Source organism: Tardiphaga sp. 839_C3_N1_4, assembly GCF_051811045.1.
Lineage (GTDB): Bacteria > Pseudomonadota > Alphaproteobacteria > Rhizobiales > Xanthobacteraceae > Tardiphaga.
Map to the genome: position 1 here is coordinate 5,327,471 of NZ_JBPWQD010000001.1, position 19,230 is coordinate 5,346,700.

A 19,230-nucleotide genomic window follows, 5' to 3' on the forward strand; every position below is an offset into this window, starting at 1 on the left:
GTAGTCGATGGATCTTTTCTTCGCGTCGAGCTCTCATGGTTCAGGACTGAAAGCGGCGGTGCGATTTTGGACGTGTGCGCCGTCGGCAAGCTCCAACGATTCCGCGTGAGTCCCGGCTGATCGACGCGACCCGGTCGCGACACAACCACGGACCAAAGGGCCACATGATCGACGACCTCTGGTACAAGAACGCCGTCTTCTACTGCCTCTCCGTAGGCAGTTTCATGGATGCTGATGGCGACGGTTGCGGCGACTTCAAGGGCCTGACGCGGCGGCTCGACTACATTCACGGCCTCGGCATCACCGCGATCTGGCTGATGCCCTTCCAGCCCTCGCCCGGCAAGGACGACGGCTACGACATCTCCGACTACTACGGCGTCGATCCGCGCTATGGCACGCTAGGCGACTTCGTCGAATTCACCCATGGCTGCCACCAGCGCGGCATCCGCGTCATCATCGACCTTGTGGTCAATCACACCTCGGACCAGCACGCCTGGTTCAAGGACGCGCGCGGCGCCAGGGATTCGCGCTATCGCGACTGGTATGTGTGGTCGGACAAGAAGCCGCCCAATGCCAACAAGGGTATGGTGTTTCCCGGCGTTCAGAAATCGACCTGGACGCATGACACGACCTCGAAGTCCTGGTTCTTCCACCGGTTCTATGACTTCCAGCCGGACCTCAACACATCCAATCCCTATGTGCAGGCCGAGATCCTGAAGATCATGGGGTTCTGGCTGCAGCTTGGCGTCTCCGGCTTCCGCATGGATGCGGTGCCCTTCGTGATCGCCACCAAGGGACCGAAGGTCAACAAGCCCACCGAACAATACGACATGCTGCGCGCCTTCCGCGAATTCCTGCAATGGCGCAAGGGCGACGCCATCATTCTCGCCGAAGCCAATGTGCTGCCGGAAACCGACATGGAATATTTCGGCAGCGACGGCGACCGCATGCAGATGATGTTCAACTTTCACGTCAACCAGAACCTTTTCTATGCGCTGGCCTCCGGCGACGTGCGCCCACTGGCTGCGGCGATGAAGGTGACCAAGCCACGCCCGGCGACGGCGCAATGGGGCCTGTTCCTGCGCAATCATGACGAGCTCGATCTCGGCCGACTGACCGAGGAGCAACGCCAGACGGTGTTCGCGAAATTCGGCCCGGACAAGGACATGCAGCTTTACGATCGCGGCATCCGACGTCGGCTGGCGCCAATGCTCGGCGGCGACCGACGCAGGCTCGAGCTTGCTTACAGTCTGATGTACACGCTGCCGGGTACGCCCGTGCTGCGCTATGGCGACGAGATCGCCATGGGTGATGATCTCACGCTGCCTGAACGCAACTGCGCGCGGACGCCGATGCAATGGTCGACCGAACCCCGTGCCGGCTTCACCAAGAGCGAGAAGTCAAAGAATCCTGTGATCGACAAGGGCCCCTACGGCTACAATCACGTCAATGTCGCCAAGCAGCGCCGCGATCCCAATTCGATGTTGAACTGGACCGAGCGCATGATCCGGATGCGCAAGGAGGTTCCTGAAATTGGCTGGGGCGACTTCACCATCATCGCCACGCGCAACCCTGCCGTGCTGGCGATCCGCTACGACTGGCGCAACAACTCCGTGCTGTTCGTGCATAATCTCAACGAACAGCCACGCGAAGTGTCATTCGCACTCGGCCTCGATGGCAAGCAGGGCGACCACCTGATCAATCTTCTGGCGGAAGACCATAGCCGCGCCGATGCCCAGGGCAAGCATCACCTGATGCTGGAAGCATATGCCTATCGCTGGTACCGCGTCGGCGGTCTAGATTATCTGCTCCGGCGCAGTGACATCGACAGTGATACGGATGCGCATCCGGCGTGAGGATGCCTGCGCCCGGATCGCGGGACCAAGCCTGCGGCCCTCAGCGAGTACGCCGACATCAGCGGAAGGCAGATGAAGAAGCTTCGCTCTAAAACCTGGAGAGCGATACGACCTGGAACATGGACAGGCCTTCGCGCCAGTTTCTTGATAGAGTAGCCGCTGCGGCCCACCTGAGGGAACATGCATCGAACCTGGCGATTAGCAGGCGCACCTACGCCAGGACGCTCCGCCTTATGAATACGAACATCGAGCCTTTCGCGATCGTCACCATTCCGGCCTGCAACGAAGCCGATCGGATCGAGCGGTGTATCGCTGCGCTGGCCGTCCAGCGCGACCGTTTCGGCGCGCCCCTTGCCGCGGACGCGTTCGAGATCCTGGTGTTTGCCAACAATTGCACTGACGGTACCTCGGCAGTCGCCAGACGTTTCGCCGACTCAGTCCCGCAGAGGGTGGTGGTCATAGAGGAGGAATTGCCGTCGGAGATGGCCAACGCCGGCTGGGCGCGGAAGCGTGCAATGGACCTTGCGGCCGACCGCCTCGATGCGCTCGGCCCGGGCGGTGTAATTATGAGCACGGATGCCGATAGCTGCGTCGGTCCCGCGTGGTTTTCGTCTAACCTCCATGAGTTGGCGAACGGTGTGGAGTGCGTGGCAGGCTACATCGATGCAGAACCGCTCGAGATCGTTTCGCTTGGACGGGATTTCCTGTCCCGCGGTAGGCTCGAAGATAGTTACCTCAGCCTTGCCGCGGAAATCGTCGCGCGCTGTGATCCGCGAGCCCATGATCCGTGGCCGAACCATCGTGTCTCTTCGGGCGCGAGCCTGGCCGTAACCGTGGCGGCCTATCGGGCCATCGGAGGACTTCCTGCACGCGCTCTCGGCGAAGACGCCGCCCTTACGGCTGCGTTGGACGAGGCGGGATTCAAGGTTCGTCACTCGCTCGACGTCGTCGTCCAGACGTCCTGTCGGATCTTGGGGCGGGCGCCTGGCGGAGCGGCCGACACCATGCAACACCGGCTCGCCGATTTGAATGCTCCTTGCGACGACGATCTTGAGCCCGCCTTGCAGATCGCCCGTCGCGCCATGTACCGATCGCTTTTCCGCCGGGCGTGGCAGAGTGCGCTCGAAGACGGTCCGATGTCCGCCCGGTTGTGCATTCCCTCCGACTTCGTTCGTCGCCTCCGTGCCGAGGAGGCGACGCTTCGTGAGGCATGGGAAGCCGTATCGGGCAGAAGTCCTGTTCTCACGGTTCACCGGACGCTACGCCCCTCGGAGCTGCCTCGGCAGATCGCGATCGCCAGAATGATCGTCGCAAGCCTGAGGGCCGCCGCAATCACGCGGACAGCCGCTCCAGGCGGTAGACTTCATCGCGAAGGATCCGGCGAGCCGGAACTCGCTTGACGACGGCGTAGGCGAAAGCGTCGCTGGCCTCCGTTCCTCTCAGCGGATAGTCAGTCTCGCCCAGCCAGTGGCAGAGGACGATCTCTCCGTCGGGAGCGAGGACCCTGCAGCAGTTTTCGGCCACCGAAAGGAGATCGGCCCGGCTGAAGTAGTACAGCACTTCAGACAGCACGATGAGGTCGAAGGCGCCGTCCGGGAATTCGGTCGGCAGCACACATTCCTCGAAGGCGACGTTCGGCGGCGCGTCCTTTCGCGCAGCTTCCAGCGCCGTGCGGGACGCGTCGATCGCCAGCAGTTGCCCGCCTCGCTGCGCGAGCCTTGCCGTCAGGACCCCGATCGAGCAGCCAACTTCGAGGATACGATCGTAATGGGCGCGCGTAAGAGCCGACAGAGTGCGGTCATATTTCTCCCGCTCGTAGGCGCTGGTTCGGAATCCCCAGGGGTCGATATCCTGCCGGTACCGTTCCTCGAAGTATGAAGCGGGCAAACTCTCTATGTGCCTCCTCATCGGGAGACCTCGTAAACGTACTCGTGCTCGCCAAGGAACGGCGCCAACGTCTCTTCGGTGAACCGGAAGCCCGTTGGATCGTCTTCGATAAGCGTGGACATCTGCGAAGCGTGGGCCGCGATAGCGCGGTGCTTGAGATCACGTTCTCCAGCGATATCCAGCCGGTGGCCTCGCGGGAAGCCTGGGACATCGTCGTCCTGATCGAGGTGCCACCCCCAGATGGGGTAGGCCCAGAGCCTGACAGCTGGGTTGGCGACTCCGGCCGCCTTGGCGATGGCAGCGGCGGCCTGATGATCGCAATGCGGATCCCGATCCCACGTCACAAACAAGGCCTTTGCGCCCGTCTCCTGAAGAAGGTCGGACACAGCGCGGACCGCCGCGTCGAACTGGGGTCCCTCCAGAGGGGCTTGCGTGTCGGGGAGGTCGAGATGGCGTACGAACGCCGGATGGAGGCCCAGAATTTCGCCTGCCGCCCTGACTTCCGCCTTCCGGAGATCGACCAGCCGTTCCGGAGGATACTGGACCGACCGGGGGTGCGAGCCCGCACCATCGGTCAAAATCATGACGTGAACCTTCTGGCCTGCTTGGCAGGCCTGAGCGATCAGACCGCCAAGACCTAACGTCTCGTCGTCCGGGTGCGGCGAGAGAATTAAGAAGGGCGCACCCTCCGTCAGCGCCTCGCGCGAGATGATAGGAAGCGCCTTCGTCACTTCGAGATATTCCGAAACCTTCACTAAAAGTCTCCTGCCGACCGCGACGAACTCAGAAAGACCTGAGCCCCATCGCTCATGGCGCGGTCCGGCACCGGTTGCCGCAGATACGTCGCCAGGTCGCGGCAGATGCGCTCAACGTCGTGAGGACGCACAAACGCCCGAAGCCCGATGCCCCTCTGGACGGTCTCCATGACAGTCAGGGCGGATCGTTCGACAACCATCCGGGTGAGGTTGGCGAAAGCCACGATGCTCTCTGGATCATCTTCGACCGCCAGACGGCGCGCGGCGTCCTCCACCCAAAAGCGCGCCGTCGTCGCGTCGGCGACACAAGTCGCAAGGCGCTCGAGCTGATACGCGTCTTCACCCCTTGCTGAGGAATTAAGGTGCTCTCGGAACAGGTCGACTAGCCGTTCCGTTGCGCCGGTATGGACGGCGCAGAAGCGCCATGCGCCGCCCGAGAAGTGCGGCTGTCGCATGAAGTCGCCGGGAGCGCCGATCCGCTCACGATCCGTGATGCGTCGCCCGGTGAAGTCGACCGTCCCGGTCGCCGTCGCGCGCATGCCTTGCGCCTGCCAGCTGGACGTGTCGTGCGCATATCCGATGTCGAGGTCGAGCAGGCACATCTGCTGCCCCTCCGGTGCTGATGCGGTAACCAGGGGACGCATCACGAACCCGGCGCCCGACGCTAGGATCTTGCGGCCTTTGAGGACGTTGCCATCCCGCTCCGGGGTGATCCTCAGGCCCTGCGCGTCGTCGGCGCCCCATACTGCGGACAGCGCACCATCACGTACGCTTCCCGCGAGACCTTCGATCTGTGCTTGTGTTCCGTAACGGCAGACCAGCCCCACGGCGTTGACGTGGCCCTCAAATATACGGGCAAGCGAGAGGTCCGCTCCGCCGAGCAGACGCAGGATGGTGCAGAGTTCGGCGCCGAACCGCGGGTCCCAGAGACTGCTGCCGCCGAACTCATGAGGCAGAGGGCTCATGGCCAATCCGCTGAAGCGAAAGTCCGTCCAGACGTCCGGAGCGATGTGAGCAGTTCTGTCCGTATCAAAGGCGCGGCTTGAGAGCTTCGCGGCGAAGGCCTGCGCATTCTCCAGCAGCTTATGACGTTCGGAAGGGGCGAGAATGGCGGTGTCCTCACGACAGTGGGCGAGCATGCGATGAAGTCCGCAGCGCACCGATAGTTCCGATCTGCTGGAACGACTCCCAATCTTAGCGTTGTCCTCGGGCACTCCTTTTGGACGAACTATATGGCGACCATCGAGCTTGAGCCACACAACGAGAACTCCGAGACGTGGCTGCTCGTCTGGGCCGAGCGTCAGGAGATCGTCGGACGCGTCCGACGCGGGGAGGATGGGTGGTTCCATATCACCGCTCACGGACCGCACTGGAGCCCCATGAAGAGTTTCGCCGGCGACAAGTTCGACGACCCGTCCGAGGCTCTGAAGCAGGCTCAGGCGTATTTCGGAAACCGGTAGGGCACTGTCCTACAATAAGCAGATAGGACAAAGGCCACGTCGTCATGGGCGATGCGGCCTTTCTTTTTAAGCATTATCTAGTCGATCGTTCGAAGGACCAACGCACGTGCGACGGGCCGTAGGCGCCAGCGGGCCGCGGCCAACCTAATGCGGTTTGAATAAACTTACGACGAAGTCGTCGCCGACAAGGCGAAACGACGCTAGGTCCATTCCAGTCCGGTCCATCTCCTCGATTGGAATCCGTAATGGACCGCCGCCAAGCCGCTTCAACATAACGATCAGCAACTGATCTTTGAAACGATCGACGAGACCATCGCCGTTAAGTCTCGGGTCACTTCCTAGTGCAGTCTTCATGAAACGCTCCGCGGCCGCTTAACGGCCCTTGCTGGTGAATCGCGGGCAAAGACGCTGCCTCTAATGAGACCCAAGCGATAGTCATCGCCCAGGCGCAAGCACGCCGGAAAAGGTCTGTTAGATGGCCAAGGCTCAAGTGGCGGAGAGCTAGGCGATCGTTGAGACCGCGAAAGATAGTTCAAGAGTCCGGCGCCTTCACGGTATGACTAAGCGAATATTGTTAGCGTTGTTCCCAAGACGTACCGCTGACATGGTCCCTCGATCGAGCAGACCCGTCTGCCATCGGTTCCAAGCGAAAGACAGATTGATTGAAAAGAGAAACGCTAGCGTTCGAGAATAAGGACGGCCCGCATATGCAGACGGCCTGCAAGGTCGGCGTTGAGCGCTGATAAAGAAACCAAACAGTTAAACTCGCTCGACCGCCAGCTTCGTAATGCTGCCGGCAAGGGCGGTGCGCAGCCGCACCGGTGGCGGCCACGTCACGCTCTCCGAGGACGCGCACTATTACTACTGCCGCGGCGGCTCAACGCCACCAAGATCCCAAAGTCCCGCCCCATTGAGGCGATCCGCTGGCCCGCTGGCGTCCCGTTGCCGACCGCCGGCCGCAAGATGGGCGCAACGGGGCAGGCCGTGAAGGAGGAAGCGAGGCCTAGTCCTTCGCCGCCTTTGCTAGGATAGCCCGTGCCTGCTCCAAAATCCGACGTGCAATTTCAAGCTTGGCCACCTGCTCGGCGTCTATCCCGGGGATTGTGGTTCCGTCCTTTGTGACCATGGCAAACACTTCCACGCTGATGAACGCGAAAACAGTTTGATCTTCAAAAGCACGTTCCAAAGCTGGCGCGAAACGGCGTCGCGGCCCTCAATGACAGCGAACAAGGCGGTAAGCAAGACGATCTGCAACGTGGAGTCTGACAGAAGGGACATGGCGCCCTTACTACGTTCCTTTCGCAGATGCGTTCCAATCTAAACTGAGTTCTCAACACTCTGCATTTAGATAAAATTACGGCCACGCAATCGAAGGCATCGTCGCATCGCGAACCCATGAGGGACCTTCGCCTTGCTCCATCGGCTCTCGCCATGGCAGGCAAAGTGTCATGAACCGATGAGGCTGACACTAGTCAAGACAGGTGGGCGTAAGATCCGGTGCATTGATTGTGGTTCAATTTAATAGAGCACCCTTCGATCTTTGGTGAAGGGCTGTCTGTAAGGCACTACTCAGCTCATGAAGCTCGTAAGGTTTTCGCAACAGCAAAAATTCAGAGCCCAGTTTCCGCGCTGCTTCACTGTAGCCCGTTGCGAGAACGACGGGGATGTTCGGGTAATTCTGCCTAAGATGGCGGGCCAGGCCGAGACCATCCATTTTTCCAGGCATCACGACATCGCTGAAAACGAGGTCGATGCCGTCGTGCTCGATCTCGCGCAATGCGGACTCCGCGTCCGGTACGCATTTCACGCGATATCCCAACTCTTCCAGAAATACGGCGCTGGCGGTGGCAACATCCGGATTGTCTTCAACAAGAAGGACATTGCCGGCGCCTTTGGCCAGAACCTCTGCTTCGTGCGCACCTGCATGGCCTTCGCCACGCGGAAGCCGAATGGTGATTTCCGTGCCAGCGCCGAGCTCGCTTTGGATTTCGACACGACCGCCGGCCTGGTTGGCAAAGCCATGCACCTGTGAGAGTCCCAATCCTGTTCCTTTGCCGACGGGTTTGGTCGTGAAAAACGGATCGAACACCTTCGCAATGACATCCTCGGGAATACCTGCGCCGGTATCAGCCACCTTGATCTGCACGTACTCGCCTTTATCCTCTCCATCCCTGACTCGGTAATTTGCTGCCGTAATCGTCAAGGTGCCCCCGTCGGGCATGGCGTCACGAGAGTTGATGCTGAGATTGATGAGTGCAGTTTCGAGTTCGGTTGGATCCGCGAAGATTGGCCAAACTCCGGCCGGTACGGAGATTTCGAGCTTGATCGCGCTACCCAGAACGGTAGCCAAGACCTCGCGTACAGCTTGCACGGTCTCTTCAAGATTGAGCAGCGTCGGAGCGACTTGCTGACGCCGCGCAAACGTCAGCAACTGACGAGTAAGTGCCGCGCCGCGACGAACGCTTGCCTCAATCGCTCCTGCTGCTTCGATCACGCGGGGGACAATGGCATGCCGTTTGATCAGCCGAACGTTACCAGTGATTGCCATAAGGAGGTTGTTGAAGTCATGAGCCACTCCGCCGGTCAGCTGACCGAGCGCGTCCATCTTCTGCGCTTCCGCCAGCTGCTTTTGCATACGTTCAAGCTGCTGTGCTGCTTGACGTCGCTCTGTGATGTCGCGCGTAATCTTGGCAAACCCGATCAGCTCGCCTGCGTCATTGCGGACGGGATCAATGACCACACTCGCCCAAAAGAACGTGCCGTCTTTGCGGACGCGTAAGCCTTCTTCTTCGTAACGGCCCTTTTCACGTGCAATGCTGAGAGCACGCGCTGGTTTTCCCGCGTCCCGGTCGCCGGGGGTATAAAAGCGCGAAAAGTGCTGACCGATAATCTCGTCAGGAAGATAGCCTTTGATCCGCTGACCGCCGAGGTTCCAGCTGGTGACATGACCTTCCGGATCAAGCATGTATAACGCATAGTCCGTGACATTGCTCACTAACAGGCGAAAAAGATTTTCGCTTTCGCTCAATGCGGAGCGGGCTTGCATCCGTTCGGTGATGTCCCGCGTGATCTTGGCAAAGCCGACAAGGACATCGTTTTCATAGATGGTGTCGATAACCACGGACGCGAAAAACCGCGTACCGTCTTTCCGCATCCGCCAGCCTTCCGCTTCGAAGCGCTTATTCCGGCGTGCGGCCTCCAATGCGGTGGCGGGAAGTCCGGCTTCGCGATCCTCCGGCGGATAGAACACCGAGAAGTGCTGGCCCACGATTTCGTCTGCGCCATACCCTTTGATCGTCTCGGCGCCTGCATTCCAGTTTGATACGATGCCGTTGGGGTCGAGCAGATAAATCGCATAATCTGTGACGCCTTGAACGAGAAGTCGGAAGGCGCGTTCGCTTTCTAAAAGATTGCGCTCGTTTTTTGTTTTTGGCATCATTCACTTTCCGCGAACCAATCCCTCTGGTAGAGGGCGATAACTGCCATCGTTTAGCGGCACGGGAGTCGCAAGTCAGAGTAGGCTCCCCCACATACGCGGCACAAGAACACTTTTACCGTCAGATTCGGAACCAAAGTTTGCTTTAAGAGTTATCTCTGCCGTCTCAGATTAGCCGCTCGTTACGGCGATAAATTCAAATTTCTAGAAGAGGGCAAAGCGGCCGGCCGGAGGATCGCCTAAGCCGCGGACTGCTTCGAGCAATCGGGGTGCGCTTGGCGCGAGGCTGATGCGGGTGAAAGATCTTCGACGGCAGCATCAGCGCAGCGCCGGATCTCTTCCGAAACGTTGGCGGCCCAATGCTCGAAGGTGTAAGGCGATGCTCCCTAGGCCCTACATTCTCGGCGCTGTAGTCCTGCCGTTGCTACCCGGCAGAGCGCTTATTCTGCGTGACGCCGGCTCGCGCGAACCGCCGGACCAGGTTTTCAAAGCGCAACGGGAATGATCTTGGACCGGGAAGAACCGTCTTGCCCGGAACAATACTCATAGTGAATGCTTGTGCAACGACCCGATGAGGACGCACCATGACCGATCAAGACACGCCACGCGTAAGTGATCAATTGTCAGATCTGAAGGCCACCGTGGCGGATGGTGTCAAAGCCGTCGCATCAACAATAGGAGAAGCAATCGAGGAAGGCAAAAAGCCCGGCAAGCCGCTCGACATATTAAGCAAGCTTACGCGTGAAGCTCCGCTCGGTATGTTGTTGGCTGCATTTCTCATTGGCCGGGCACTGGCACGGCGGCGATGATTAGGACGTTTGCCTTTTGAGATCGTCGAGCGTGACGCTTTTGGGAAACATGAATCTAGCAGTGGCTTGTTCCCGACAGTTATTCCGGAGGACACTATGGGTTTAGCAACTTATGCCGTCATCGAATCTAACGATGGCTGGGGCGTTCTGCACGATGGAGACGTGGAAGGGGAAGTCCTGACCAAAGAGTCTGCTTTCGAAGCAGCCGTCGCTGCAGCGTCTCTTGCGATCCGGCAGGGACACGAAGTCCATGTCAGCGCCCCGAGCAGCGAAGCCGGAAACAAGACAGCACTTGGCGGTGCAACAAATTGAGGGGGCTCAAGCTCCGTGAAAGGATATGAATTGGGACGAGATGATGATGGCGCCGAAGTAAAGTCAGCGCGCAAAGCACGCGGCGCCGAGCCAGGGCCGTCGGTTCGCAACGTTTTAATTTGGAGCCTTGGCTTAGTTGTGGCCGCCTTTGCCGTTGTATATTTCCTGTTTTTCAAAACCTAGCCGACCCTCAGCTGGTGGCGACGTACCCGCTTGGAGACGCCGATCACGTTGCCGTCTGTTACTTCGACTTACATTCCTTCCTCTTTTGAGGTTGAGCGTCCTGTTCGCATGTTGGCCGTTCCGATGGCCCTGCCATCGCTCCAAACGCGGCGGAGCTTTTGCTGTCATGGCCGTTGGTATGCAGTAGCCGAATGAACTCGTCCGTCGAGGCATTAAGCTGTTGGTACGCTCGGCAGCTTCCGTGTGAGGGTGCGGCCAAAAAGCCGGCTGATGGATTCGCGAAAAGCCATGCGAGGCCCCTTTTTCGTGACAGCGCTTTGCTGCGCGGACGAGAGAAAGGTTCATTCGGGAGCGACAGTCCTAACGGAATATTCTTGGACGGGGAACTGGTCACATAGTGGCGTCTTAAGCGCACAAGCAATTATAGCGATCGATGCGACCGCCTGCATGATTGTTCCAAAGCGATTCGCCGCCGCAATTATCCGTTTTTGAGGAGAGGCCGATGCCCCGATACTCTGACGAACAGATCCGAGAGTACGCTCACAAACTTTGGGAAAGGGAAGGTCGCCCGGAAGGTAAGGCCGATGACTTCTGGCACCAGGCCAAAAGCGAGCTCGAAAGCGATGCGCCTGGCGACGAAGACCCGAAACCGATGCCAGAGTAGGAAAAAGCGCTGCCCAAGCGCCCCTTCGTCATTGGGCGGGCGATGTCGCCACCGGCGGAACGCTGCATCCAATCAAGCGTTTTCGATTGGCACTTATCTAGGAGCTGGTTCATGCCCCATTCTTATCCCGCGCCTCCGTTTGCTTCCCAGAAACAACCGATGCCCGGCCGAACGGAGGCCATGCAGCCTCGTCCCGATCATGGCGAGAGCAGCTACAAGGGGGGTGGTCGATTGCAGGGCATGAGAGCGGTTATTACCGGTGGCGACAGCGGGATCGGCCGCGCTGTCGCGTTGGCCTACGCACGCGAAGGTGCCGACGTCTTGATTTCTTATCTCGATGAGACCGAGGATGCCCTCGAAGCTAAAGCTTTAATCGAGCGCGAAGGCCGCAAGGCCATAATGGTGCCAGGTGACATCCAGCATCGGCGCCATTGCGACGTGATTATCGATAAGGCGGTAAGGGAATTGGGTGGGATCGACATCCTCGTTAACAACGCCGCGCATCAAGCGACGTTCAAGGACATCGGCGACATTTCCGATGACGAGTGGGATTTGACGTTTAGGACAAATATCTATGCAATGTTCTACCTGACAAGGGCCGCCGTGCCTCACATGAAGCCCGGAAGTGCGATCATCAATACCGCGTCGGTCAATTCGGATATGCCGAACCCCACCTTGCTGGCCTATGCAACGACGAAGGGGGCCATTCAGAATTTCACAGGCGGCTTGGCGCAGATGTTGGCCGATAAGGGCATCCGCGCAAACGCGGTCGCACCGGGACCGATTTGGACGCCGCTCATTCCATCCACTATGCCAGACGAAGCCGTTAGAAATTTCGGCAAGCAGACGCCGATGCAACGTCCCGGACAGCCCGCAGAGCTTGCAACCGCCTACGTGATGCTCGCAGATCCACTCTCAAGCTACGTTTCCGGGGCCACGATCGCCGTTACAGGCGGCAAACCTTTCATCTAATCGGATCGAGCGTTTCGCGGCAAAGCAGTGGGGTCTCATCGGTGTCCAGCATTTTGCCGTGGGTGGGAGGGTTCGCCGCTGTCCTGACTTCGCTGTCGTACGTTCCACAGGTCCGGAAAGCATTGCCCCGGAGCTCAACCAAAGATCTGTCGCTCAAGATGCTTGTGGTGCTGACATCAGGCCTCGGTCTCTGGATCGCCTACGGTCTACTCAAGGGCGACTGGATCATCGTTCTGGCGAACAGTATCGGCTGTGCGCTGACAGCAACCGTGCTCGGCTGTAAAATACGAGACATTCGCGGGGAGGACTCTGCATAGGGAGCGGAACCTGGCTGCATGATCAGGGTTTAGAGTGCCTGTTATCTAGGTGTCATACGGAGATGCCATGCGGCCAATAATGGTACCACCCACTCTCCTTGATCGCGAGGTCGCAGCAACCGCCGTTCGGCACGCACATGCCACAAGCGAACAAGTGGCCGAAGCTCTGACGTGGGGCGCGGACGAGCATGTTCTCGTTGTTGCTGCAGCGGCCTTCTGGCTCCTGTCGCGTAGCGGCTCCCCCCGGAAGCGAACTGTCGGTACGCATTTTCTGGCGGCCTCGGTGGCCACGGCCGTTGTGCCACATGCACTGAAGCATGTTTTCAATCAACGTCGACCGGATAGGCTCACCATTCTTGGCCATCTACACGGAGTACCGATCTCAGGCCGCCCGAATGATGCGTTCCCCTCGGGGCATGCGATGCATATGGGGGCTCTCGCGAGCGCAGCATCCTCATTCGATCGGCCGTATCGCGAGCTGACCTGGACGGCTGCGGTCGGGATCTCGCTGACGAGGATCTATGTTCTCGCGCATTGGACGAGCGATGTGGTCGCGGGCTTCGCCAGCGGATATCTGATTGATCGGCTATTGAGACGCTGGACCGGCTACAGCAAGGAGACGACGACGCCATGACGGATTACGCCGTCCGATTTTTCGTTGGAGGGGCAGTCGTTTCGATATTCGCGCTGCTCGGAGACGTGCTACGGCCTAAGTCCTTCGCGGGGCTCTTCGGCGCCGCGCCATCGGTGGCCCTGGTTTCGCTCGCGCTTGCTATCTCCAGGCACGGACCGGACTACGTCTCTACGCTGGCTGCTTGGATGATGGCCGGCGCGACCGCTCTTCTCGTGTTCTGCTTCGTGACGTGCCATCTACTCAAACGCACGGGGTTGTCAGTTCTATCTGTTACTCTGCTCGGGTTTCCCCTGTGGCTGGTAGTCGCGTTTGGCCTCTATGGGATGGTGGGCTGAATGCTTGTTCGAGTCTCATTCTCGTCGTTGAGCGATGGTCACTGGTACGAATACATCGTCCGGTTCCTACTGGGCGGAGCATCGACTGCAATAACGGGTCTGATCGGCACACGTTGTGGGCCGGGCGTCGGCGGTCTGTTTCTGGCATTTCCAGCCATGCTCTGCGCCAGTGCCACGCTGGTCGAGTCGCACGAAAGGCGACGCAAGACGGAAGTTGGTCTGCAGGGCAAGAGACGCGGTGAAGACGCCGCTGCGCTCGACGCCGCCGGAGCGGCTCTGGGAAGCATGGGTCTCGTTACGTTCGCTCTCACAGTTTTCCTCCTAAATGCCGCGGCTCCCTGGAGCAGCTTGGCGCTGGCATCTCTGGTATGGGCGGCGACCGCAGGTTCTTGCTGGTGGACTTACAAGAGACTTCGCAGGACGTGGACCTGAGATGGGCGAGCTCCGATCAAGAATAGACACCAGTCGGGCAGTGCACTTGTGTCTGGACATGCAGAGGCTGTTCGGTCCCGAAGGGCCTTGGCCGACGCCTTGGCTCGAACGTGTCATGCCGGCGGTGGAAAGCCTCGTCGAGCGTGACCCGGCACGGACTGTCTTTACGCGCTTTATTCCCCCGGCGTCGCCCGAGCATGCAAATGGGATGTGGCAGAGCTACTTCCAAAAATGGCGGTTGGTCACGCGCGAACGTCTGGACCCGCACCTCCTCGAGCTTATGCCCCCTTTGCAGCGACATGTCCCACCGGCGATTGTCTGCGACAAGTCTGCGTATTCTGCGTTCTCGAATGGAAGACTTCACGCTATTCTGCAAGACGGTAACGTCAATACCTTGATTGTGAGCGGCGCGGAGACTGACGTCTGCGTTCTCTCAACCATCTTGAGTGCCGTTGATCTGGGCTATCGAATCATCGTTGCCCAAGACGCGATATGCAGCTCAGCTGACGAAACTCACGATGCCTTACTTGGCTTGTACGCCCAGCGTTTCGACCTACAGATCGAACTGGCAGATTGTGCCGAAATCCTTAAAAGATGGTCGCAGGCTTGAATGCAGTCAGGGCTAGGGCCGGACGGGCGAAGTGTTTGGCGCGCGCCACCGGAGCGGGCGACCAAGACCCATAAAGAGGAGACCCCGATCATCGGGGTCTCCTTCTGGCTGGCATCACGCGCTAGTTGCCGCCGCCGGCACCACCACCTGCGCCACCACCAGCACCGCCGCCGCCGCCCGAAGTGCGACCTTCGGCAGAGCTGTTAGACCCGGTAGTTCCAGTCGCTGCGTTCGATCCACTAAGGGAGCTCGCATTGTTGCCAGTCTGCGATCCTGCAGCGTGCGGCGCCGCGTGTGGAGTGCTCGATGTCGGGCGATCGACTGCCGTCCCTGTACTGGTGGTGCCGGGCTGTGTAACGCCGTTGCCTGCGGAATTGACCTGAGGCGCGCTCGGATTTGCACCGCTCTGTGCGAACGCAGCAGGAGCAATCATCAGTGCTGTTGCCGTTACTGCTATCAACGTCTTCTTCATATTGTCCTCGTTCGTTGTCATGCCCCGAGCTGGATGAATTAACTTGCTCGTTTGTTGTTCCTGGCGACGGACATCACGCAACGGTGGAACAACACTCGCGTCTCCTTCACCCATTTGCCAGAGGCGGTTCCGACAGCATCCTGGCGGCCTTCCCACGGCGCGCCTGAGACGCCAGAAGCAGTAAGGTTGGCCTCGCCGACCGGTGCGGGCAAGCCGATCCTGAGGGCGGAAGAAAACGGAACATCCTACGATTAGAATGGTTCTGATGGCGAACGCATAGCGAGGCGCCCCGTGAACCAGATTCCACCTCACCCACAGATCCCAATTTCCCTGACGATCAACGGAACGTTGCATGAGCTCAAAGTAGAGCCGTGGGTGACGCTGCTAGACCTGTTGCGCGAGCGCCTCTCGCTCACCGGGACTAAGAAGGGATGCGATCAGGGACAATGCGGCGCCTGTACCGTGCTCGTCGATGGCAAACGCGTCAATTCGTGCCTAGCACTCGCGGTATCGCGCGACGGCGCCGAGATCACCACTATCGAAGGTCTGGCTCAGAACGGCGAACTGCATCCGCTGCAGGTCGCCTTCATCGAGCGCGACGCGTTTCAATGCGGCTACTGTACGCCTGGCCAAATTTGCTCAGCGGCGGGCCTGCTGGCGGAAGGTCACACCCGTAGTCGGGCCGAGATACGCGAGCATATGAGCGGCAATCTGTGTCGCTGCGGCGCCTATACCAATATCGCCGACGCGGTCGAGGACGTGCTGATGCCGCGGATCGCGGCGAAGGAGGCCGCCGAATGAACCGGTTCGAATATATCCGCCCGGCCACAGTGGCCGATGCCATCGCGGCGCTGAATGAACCTGCAGCGCGCGCGCTGGCGGGTGGCACCAATCTCGTCGACCTCATGAAATACGATGTGGCGCAGCCGTCGCGGCTGGTCGACATCAACCGGCTTCCGCTCAAATCGATCGAAATCACTTCCGGCGGAGCGCTGCGCATCGGCGCTCTGGTTACCAATACCGATCTGGCGTGGCATCGAGACGTTCGGGAAAAGTGGCCCATACTGTCAAGCGCCATTCTTGCCGGCGCATCCCCGCAATTGCGAAACGCAGCTACAGCCGGGGGAAACCTGATGCAGCGAACCCGCTGTTATTATTTTTATGATCCGTCCACAGCCTGCAACAAGCGACAGCCAGGAAGTGGCTGCTCCGCCATTGGCGGCGTCAATCGCATTCACGCCATTCTCGGCGCGAGCGATAGCTGCATTGCGGTCCATCCGTCGGACATGTGCGTCGCGATGGCTGCACTCGATGCATCCGTCGAAGTCGAGGGGCCGGAGGGCAAGCGATCGATTCCAATGTCTGGTTTCCACCGCCTCCCCGGCGGAGAGCCCGAACGCGACAATACGCTCAAGGTGGGCGAGCTCATTACATCGATCATTATCCCCAAGCCCGACTTCGGTGCCCATCACACCTATCTCAAGATCCGGGACCGGCTCTCCTATGCCTTCGCGCTGATCTCCGTCGCCGCCGCGCTGCGTGTGGAGGAGGGCATCATCCAGGACGTCCGGATCGCGCTCGGCGGGGTCGCGCATAAGCCATGGCGGGATTTTGACGCAGAAAGATCGCTGAAAGGCGAGCGAGTCGGCAACCAGAGCTTTACGCAGGTCGCTGATTTCATTCTTCGTGATGCGAAGGGGCAGGGTGACAACGACTTCAAGATCGAGCTTGCTCGCCGCGCTATCGTTCGTGCCCTGGAGCAGGCGGCTGCGGGCACGCCGCAGGACCAGGCCGACAAATCGCTCCACTAGAAAGTTAACGGGAACATCGCATGTCAGTTGGTGAAATCACGCATATCGGACGTCCGACCAACCGGGTCGACGGTAGGCTGAAGGTGACCGGCCAAGCGCACTACGCGGCGGAGTATCCTGCTGACGATCTGCTCTATGGCTACATCGTTGGTAGTACGATCGCCGCTGGACGGATCGCGGCGATGCACTTGGATGCAGCAAGGCAGTTTCCAGGCGTCGTCGAAATCTTCACGCACGAAAATCGCAGCAAGGCGGCATGGCTTGATCGTAGCTGGCGGGACGAAGTCGCGCCTCCTGGCCGTCCGTTCCGGCCGCTGCATTCGGACCGTATCCTGTTTGACGGTCAGCCGGTCGCGTTGATTGTCGCCGAAACGTTCGAGGCCGCGCGCGATGCGGGCTCCCTGGTTCGCATTGCCTATGATGTCGATGCGCATTGTACCGAGCTTGAGGCGAAGCGGGCAGAGGCCTATGTGCCTCCGAAGAAGCGTAGCGGTATTCCGCCGCCGCCGGACCCGCGCGGCGACGCTGAGCAGGCGTTTCAAGATGCACCCGTCAAGATCAGCCGCGATTACCGGGTCAATGCCGAGCACCACAATCCGATGGAGATGTTCGCCACCACCTGCGTGTTCGAGGGCGACGGCAAGCTGACGATCTATGACAAGACGCAGGGCTCGCAGAATGCGCAGGGCTATGTCACCTCAGTGTTCGGCCTGCGTAGCAAGGATGTGCGCCTGGTCAATCATTATGTAGGCGGCGCCTTCGGTGCCGGCTTGCGGCCGCAGCACCAATTGTTCTTCGCCGTCATGGCCAGTCTCGAACTCGAACGCTCGGTCCGGGTGTCGCTGACGCGCGCGCAGATGTTTCATATCGGCTACCGGCCGGACAGTTACCACAGCGTCTCGCTCGCCGCCGATCGCGATGGGCGGCTGCAGTCGATCATGCATGATGCCGTTGCCTCGACCTCCCATTACGAGGATTATCAGGAGGCTGTCGTCAATTGGTCGGGCATGATGTATCACTGCGACAACGTCAAGCTGACCTATCAGCTTGCCAAGCTCGATACGGCCACGCCGTGTGACATGCGCGCACCCGGCGCAGCAATCGGCGTGACAGCGCTCGAATGCGCGCTCGATGAACTTTCATACGAACTCGGTATCGGTCCGCTCGAAATTCGGCGTATCAATTTCGCCTCGAAGGACGAAAACACCAACAAGCAGTTCACATCCAAGGCGCTTCTGGAATGCTACAGCAAGGGCGCTGCGGCATTTGGATGGGAGAAGCGAAGCCCCAAGCCGCGTGCCATGAGGGAGGGTCGCGAGCTGATTGGATGGGGCGTCTCAACGGGAATGTGGGACGCCTTCCTGCAAAAGGCCCAGGCTACTGCGACTCTCAAGGTGGACGGGACGCTGGAGGTGGCAACGGCGGCGTCCGATATTGGCACTGGGACCTGGACAATCCTGACGCAGATCGGCGCCGAAGCGTTCGGATTACCACTCGGAGACGTTCAGGCCAGGATCGGCGATTCGACTCTGCCGATGTCGCCGGTCGAAGGAGGTTCGTGGACCGCAGCGTCAAACGGCTCGGCAGTTCAGGCCGCATGTGAGGCGGTCAAGCATTCTCTGTTCAAGCAAGCCAGGAAGATGGCCAATTCGCCTATTGCGGATGCAAGTTTCGAAGACGTCGAGGTTCGGGATCGACGCATCTTCCGGAAGGATGATCCGGCGCGCGGGCTTTCCGTTTTCGAAGTCATGCACGCCGCCGAGCTCACGGAAATCACCGAGCAGGGCAAAGTCAGCCCGAACCTGCGGCAGATGCTGAAATACATCAGCTACACGAATTCCGCCGTGTTCGTGGAAGTGCGCGTGGATGAAGATCTGGGTGTCGTTCGCGTTACGCGCGTCGTGTGCGCGGCGGCGGCGGGCAAGATCCTCAATCCCAAGACGGCCCGCAGCCAGATCCTAGGCGGTGTGGTGATGGGAATCGGCATGGCGCTTCACGAGGAAGCCATGACGGATCATCGCCTCGGCAAGATTATGAATGCCAATCTCGGCGAATATCACGTTCCGGCCCATGCCGACATCGAGGATATTGAAGTGATCTTCGTCGATGAAAAGGACGACAAGGTCAGCCCTCTTGGCGTCAAGGGCCTGGGCGAGATCGGCATCGTGGGAACCGCGTCTGCCGTCGCTAATGCGATCTTTCACGCAACTGGTGTGCGGGTGCGTGATTTTCCCATCACGATTGACAAGATTTTGAACGCTCCACGACCGTCCTGAGTTCATCTC

General features: G+C 59.7%; 20 protein-coding genes. 14 read left to right on the plus strand and 6 right to left on the minus strand.

What is annotated here, in order from left to right; genetic code table 11:
- The first annotated feature begins 164 nt into the window (after positions 1-164).
- The gene (locus tag AB8A38_RS25460; protein ID WP_439087851.1) at positions 165-1,856 is read left to right on the plus strand and encodes an alpha-amylase family protein; all 1,692 of its coding nucleotides are present in this window, start codon (positions 165-167) and stop codon (positions 1,854-1,856) included.
- Between the two features lie 233 nt (positions 1,857-2,089).
- Complete coding sequence (locus AB8A38_RS25465) at positions 2,090-3,256, plus strand: glycosyltransferase (RefSeq protein WP_439087852.1); 1,167 nt, start codon at positions 2,090-2,092, stop codon at positions 3,254-3,256.
- Here the strand turns inward: AB8A38_RS25465 and AB8A38_RS25470 are convergent.
- Genes AB8A38_RS25470 through AB8A38_RS25480 form a run of 3 tightly spaced genes read right to left on the minus strand, consistent with a single transcriptional unit; the run spans position 3,189 to position 5,637 of the window.
- A complete protein-coding gene (locus AB8A38_RS25470; protein ID WP_309943799.1) occupies positions 3,189-3,743 on the minus strand; it encodes a class I SAM-dependent methyltransferase in 555 nt (184 codons plus the stop codon). The two genes, AB8A38_RS25465 and AB8A38_RS25470, sit on opposite strands and share 68 nt — an antisense overlap.
- Before the next feature lie 17 nt (positions 3,744-3,760).
- A complete protein-coding gene (locus AB8A38_RS25475; protein WP_309943800.1) occupies positions 3,761-4,498 on the minus strand; it encodes a PIG-L deacetylase family protein in 738 nt (245 codons plus the stop codon).
- The gene (locus AB8A38_RS25480; RefSeq protein WP_309943802.1) at positions 4,498-5,637 is read right to left on the minus strand and encodes an acyl-CoA dehydrogenase family protein; all 1,140 of its coding nucleotides are present in this window, start codon (positions 5,635-5,637) and stop codon (positions 4,498-4,500) included. Before AB8A38_RS25480 ends, AB8A38_RS25475 begins: the two co-directional genes overlap by 1 nt.
- A 93-nt stretch (positions 5,638-5,730) precedes the next feature.
- On the opposite strand from AB8A38_RS25480, the gene AB8A38_RS25485 reads away from it, so the two are divergent.
- Complete coding sequence (locus tag AB8A38_RS25485) at positions 5,731-5,958, plus strand: hypothetical protein (protein ID WP_309943804.1); 228 nt, start codon at positions 5,731-5,733, stop codon at positions 5,956-5,958.
- A gap of 144 nt (positions 5,959-6,102) precedes the next feature.
- On the opposite strand, the gene AB8A38_RS25490 is transcribed toward AB8A38_RS25485, so the two are convergent.
- Together AB8A38_RS25490 and AB8A38_RS25495 are read right to left on the minus strand one after the other, a co-directional pair.
- Entirely contained in the window at positions 6,103-6,312 is a 210-nt protein-coding gene (locus tag AB8A38_RS25490) for a hypothetical protein (RefSeq protein ID WP_309943806.1), read from the minus strand.
- A gap of 1,159 nt (positions 6,313-7,471) precedes the next feature.
- Complete coding sequence (locus AB8A38_RS25495; protein ID WP_439088601.1) at positions 7,472-9,394, minus strand: PAS domain S-box protein; 1,923 nt, start codon at positions 9,392-9,394, stop codon at positions 7,472-7,474.
- A gap of 584 nt (positions 9,395-9,978) precedes the next feature.
- On the opposite strand from AB8A38_RS25495, the gene AB8A38_RS25500 reads away from it, so the two are divergent.
- From AB8A38_RS25500 to AB8A38_RS25535, 8 genes are all read left to right on the plus strand, one after another.
- Positions 9,979-10,203 carry a hypothetical protein gene (locus AB8A38_RS25500; protein ID WP_184511624.1) on the plus strand — a complete coding sequence of 75 codons (225 nt, stop codon included), beginning with the start codon at positions 9,979-9,981 and terminating at the stop codon, positions 10,201-10,203.
- Between the two features lie 96 nt (positions 10,204-10,299).
- Complete coding sequence (locus AB8A38_RS25505; RefSeq protein ID WP_439088602.1) at positions 10,300-10,515, plus strand: hypothetical protein; 216 nt, start codon at positions 10,300-10,302, stop codon at positions 10,513-10,515.
- A 685-nt stretch (positions 10,516-11,200) separates the two neighbouring features.
- Entirely contained in the window at positions 11,201-11,362 is a 162-nt protein-coding gene (locus AB8A38_RS25510; RefSeq protein WP_309948661.1) for a DUF2934 domain-containing protein, read from the plus strand.
- Between the two features lie 111 nt (positions 11,363-11,473).
- Entirely contained in the window at positions 11,474-12,334 is an 861-nt protein-coding gene (locus AB8A38_RS25515) for an SDR family oxidoreductase (RefSeq protein WP_068738716.1), read from the plus strand.
- A gap of 62 nt (positions 12,335-12,396) precedes the next feature.
- Entirely contained in the window at positions 12,397-12,651 is a 255-nt protein-coding gene (locus AB8A38_RS25520; RefSeq protein ID WP_439088603.1) for a SemiSWEET family sugar transporter, read from the plus strand.
- A gap of 79 nt (positions 12,652-12,730) precedes the next feature.
- On the plus strand, positions 12,731-13,285 hold the full coding sequence (locus AB8A38_RS25525; protein WP_439088604.1) for a phosphatase PAP2 family protein: 555 nt from the start codon (positions 12,731-12,733) through the stop codon (positions 13,283-13,285).
- Positions 13,282-13,620 carry a DUF3147 family protein gene (locus AB8A38_RS25530; RefSeq protein ID WP_309948655.1) on the plus strand — a complete coding sequence of 113 codons (339 nt, stop codon included), beginning with the start codon at positions 13,282-13,284 and terminating at the stop codon, positions 13,618-13,620. Before AB8A38_RS25525 ends, AB8A38_RS25530 begins: the two co-directional genes overlap by 4 nt.
- 433 nt (positions 13,621-14,053) lie before the next feature.
- Positions 14,054-14,662 (plus strand): cysteine hydrolase family protein, encoded by a 609-nt coding sequence (locus tag AB8A38_RS25535; RefSeq protein WP_309948653.1) that lies wholly within the window; start codon positions 14,054-14,056, stop codon positions 14,660-14,662.
- A gap of 121 nt (positions 14,663-14,783) precedes the next feature.
- Here the strand turns inward: AB8A38_RS25535 and AB8A38_RS25540 are convergent, their stop codons facing one another.
- Complete coding sequence (locus AB8A38_RS25540; protein WP_439087853.1) at positions 14,784-15,134, minus strand: hypothetical protein; 351 nt, start codon at positions 15,132-15,134, stop codon at positions 14,784-14,786.
- Between the two features lie 318 nt (positions 15,135-15,452).
- On the opposite strand from AB8A38_RS25540, the gene AB8A38_RS25545 reads away from it, so the two are divergent.
- Genes AB8A38_RS25545 through AB8A38_RS25555 form a run of 3 tightly spaced genes read left to right on the plus strand, consistent with a single transcriptional unit; the run spans position 15,453 to position 19,221 of the window.
- A complete protein-coding gene (locus tag AB8A38_RS25545; protein WP_170849812.1) occupies positions 15,453-15,935 on the plus strand; it encodes a (2Fe-2S)-binding protein in 483 nt (160 codons plus the stop codon).
- Positions 15,932-16,945: an FAD binding domain-containing protein gene (locus tag AB8A38_RS25550; protein ID WP_439087854.1), complete on the plus strand. Its 1,014-nt coding sequence runs from the start codon at positions 15,932-15,934 to the stop codon at positions 16,943-16,945. Before AB8A38_RS25545 ends, AB8A38_RS25550 begins: the two co-directional genes overlap by 4 nt.
- Positions 16,946-16,965: 20 nt before the next feature.
- Positions 16,966-19,221 (plus strand): xanthine dehydrogenase family protein molybdopterin-binding subunit, encoded by a 2,256-nt coding sequence (locus AB8A38_RS25555; RefSeq protein ID WP_439087855.1) that lies wholly within the window; start codon positions 16,966-16,968, stop codon positions 19,219-19,221.
- The last annotated feature ends 9 nt before the right edge of the window (positions 19,222-19,230 follow it).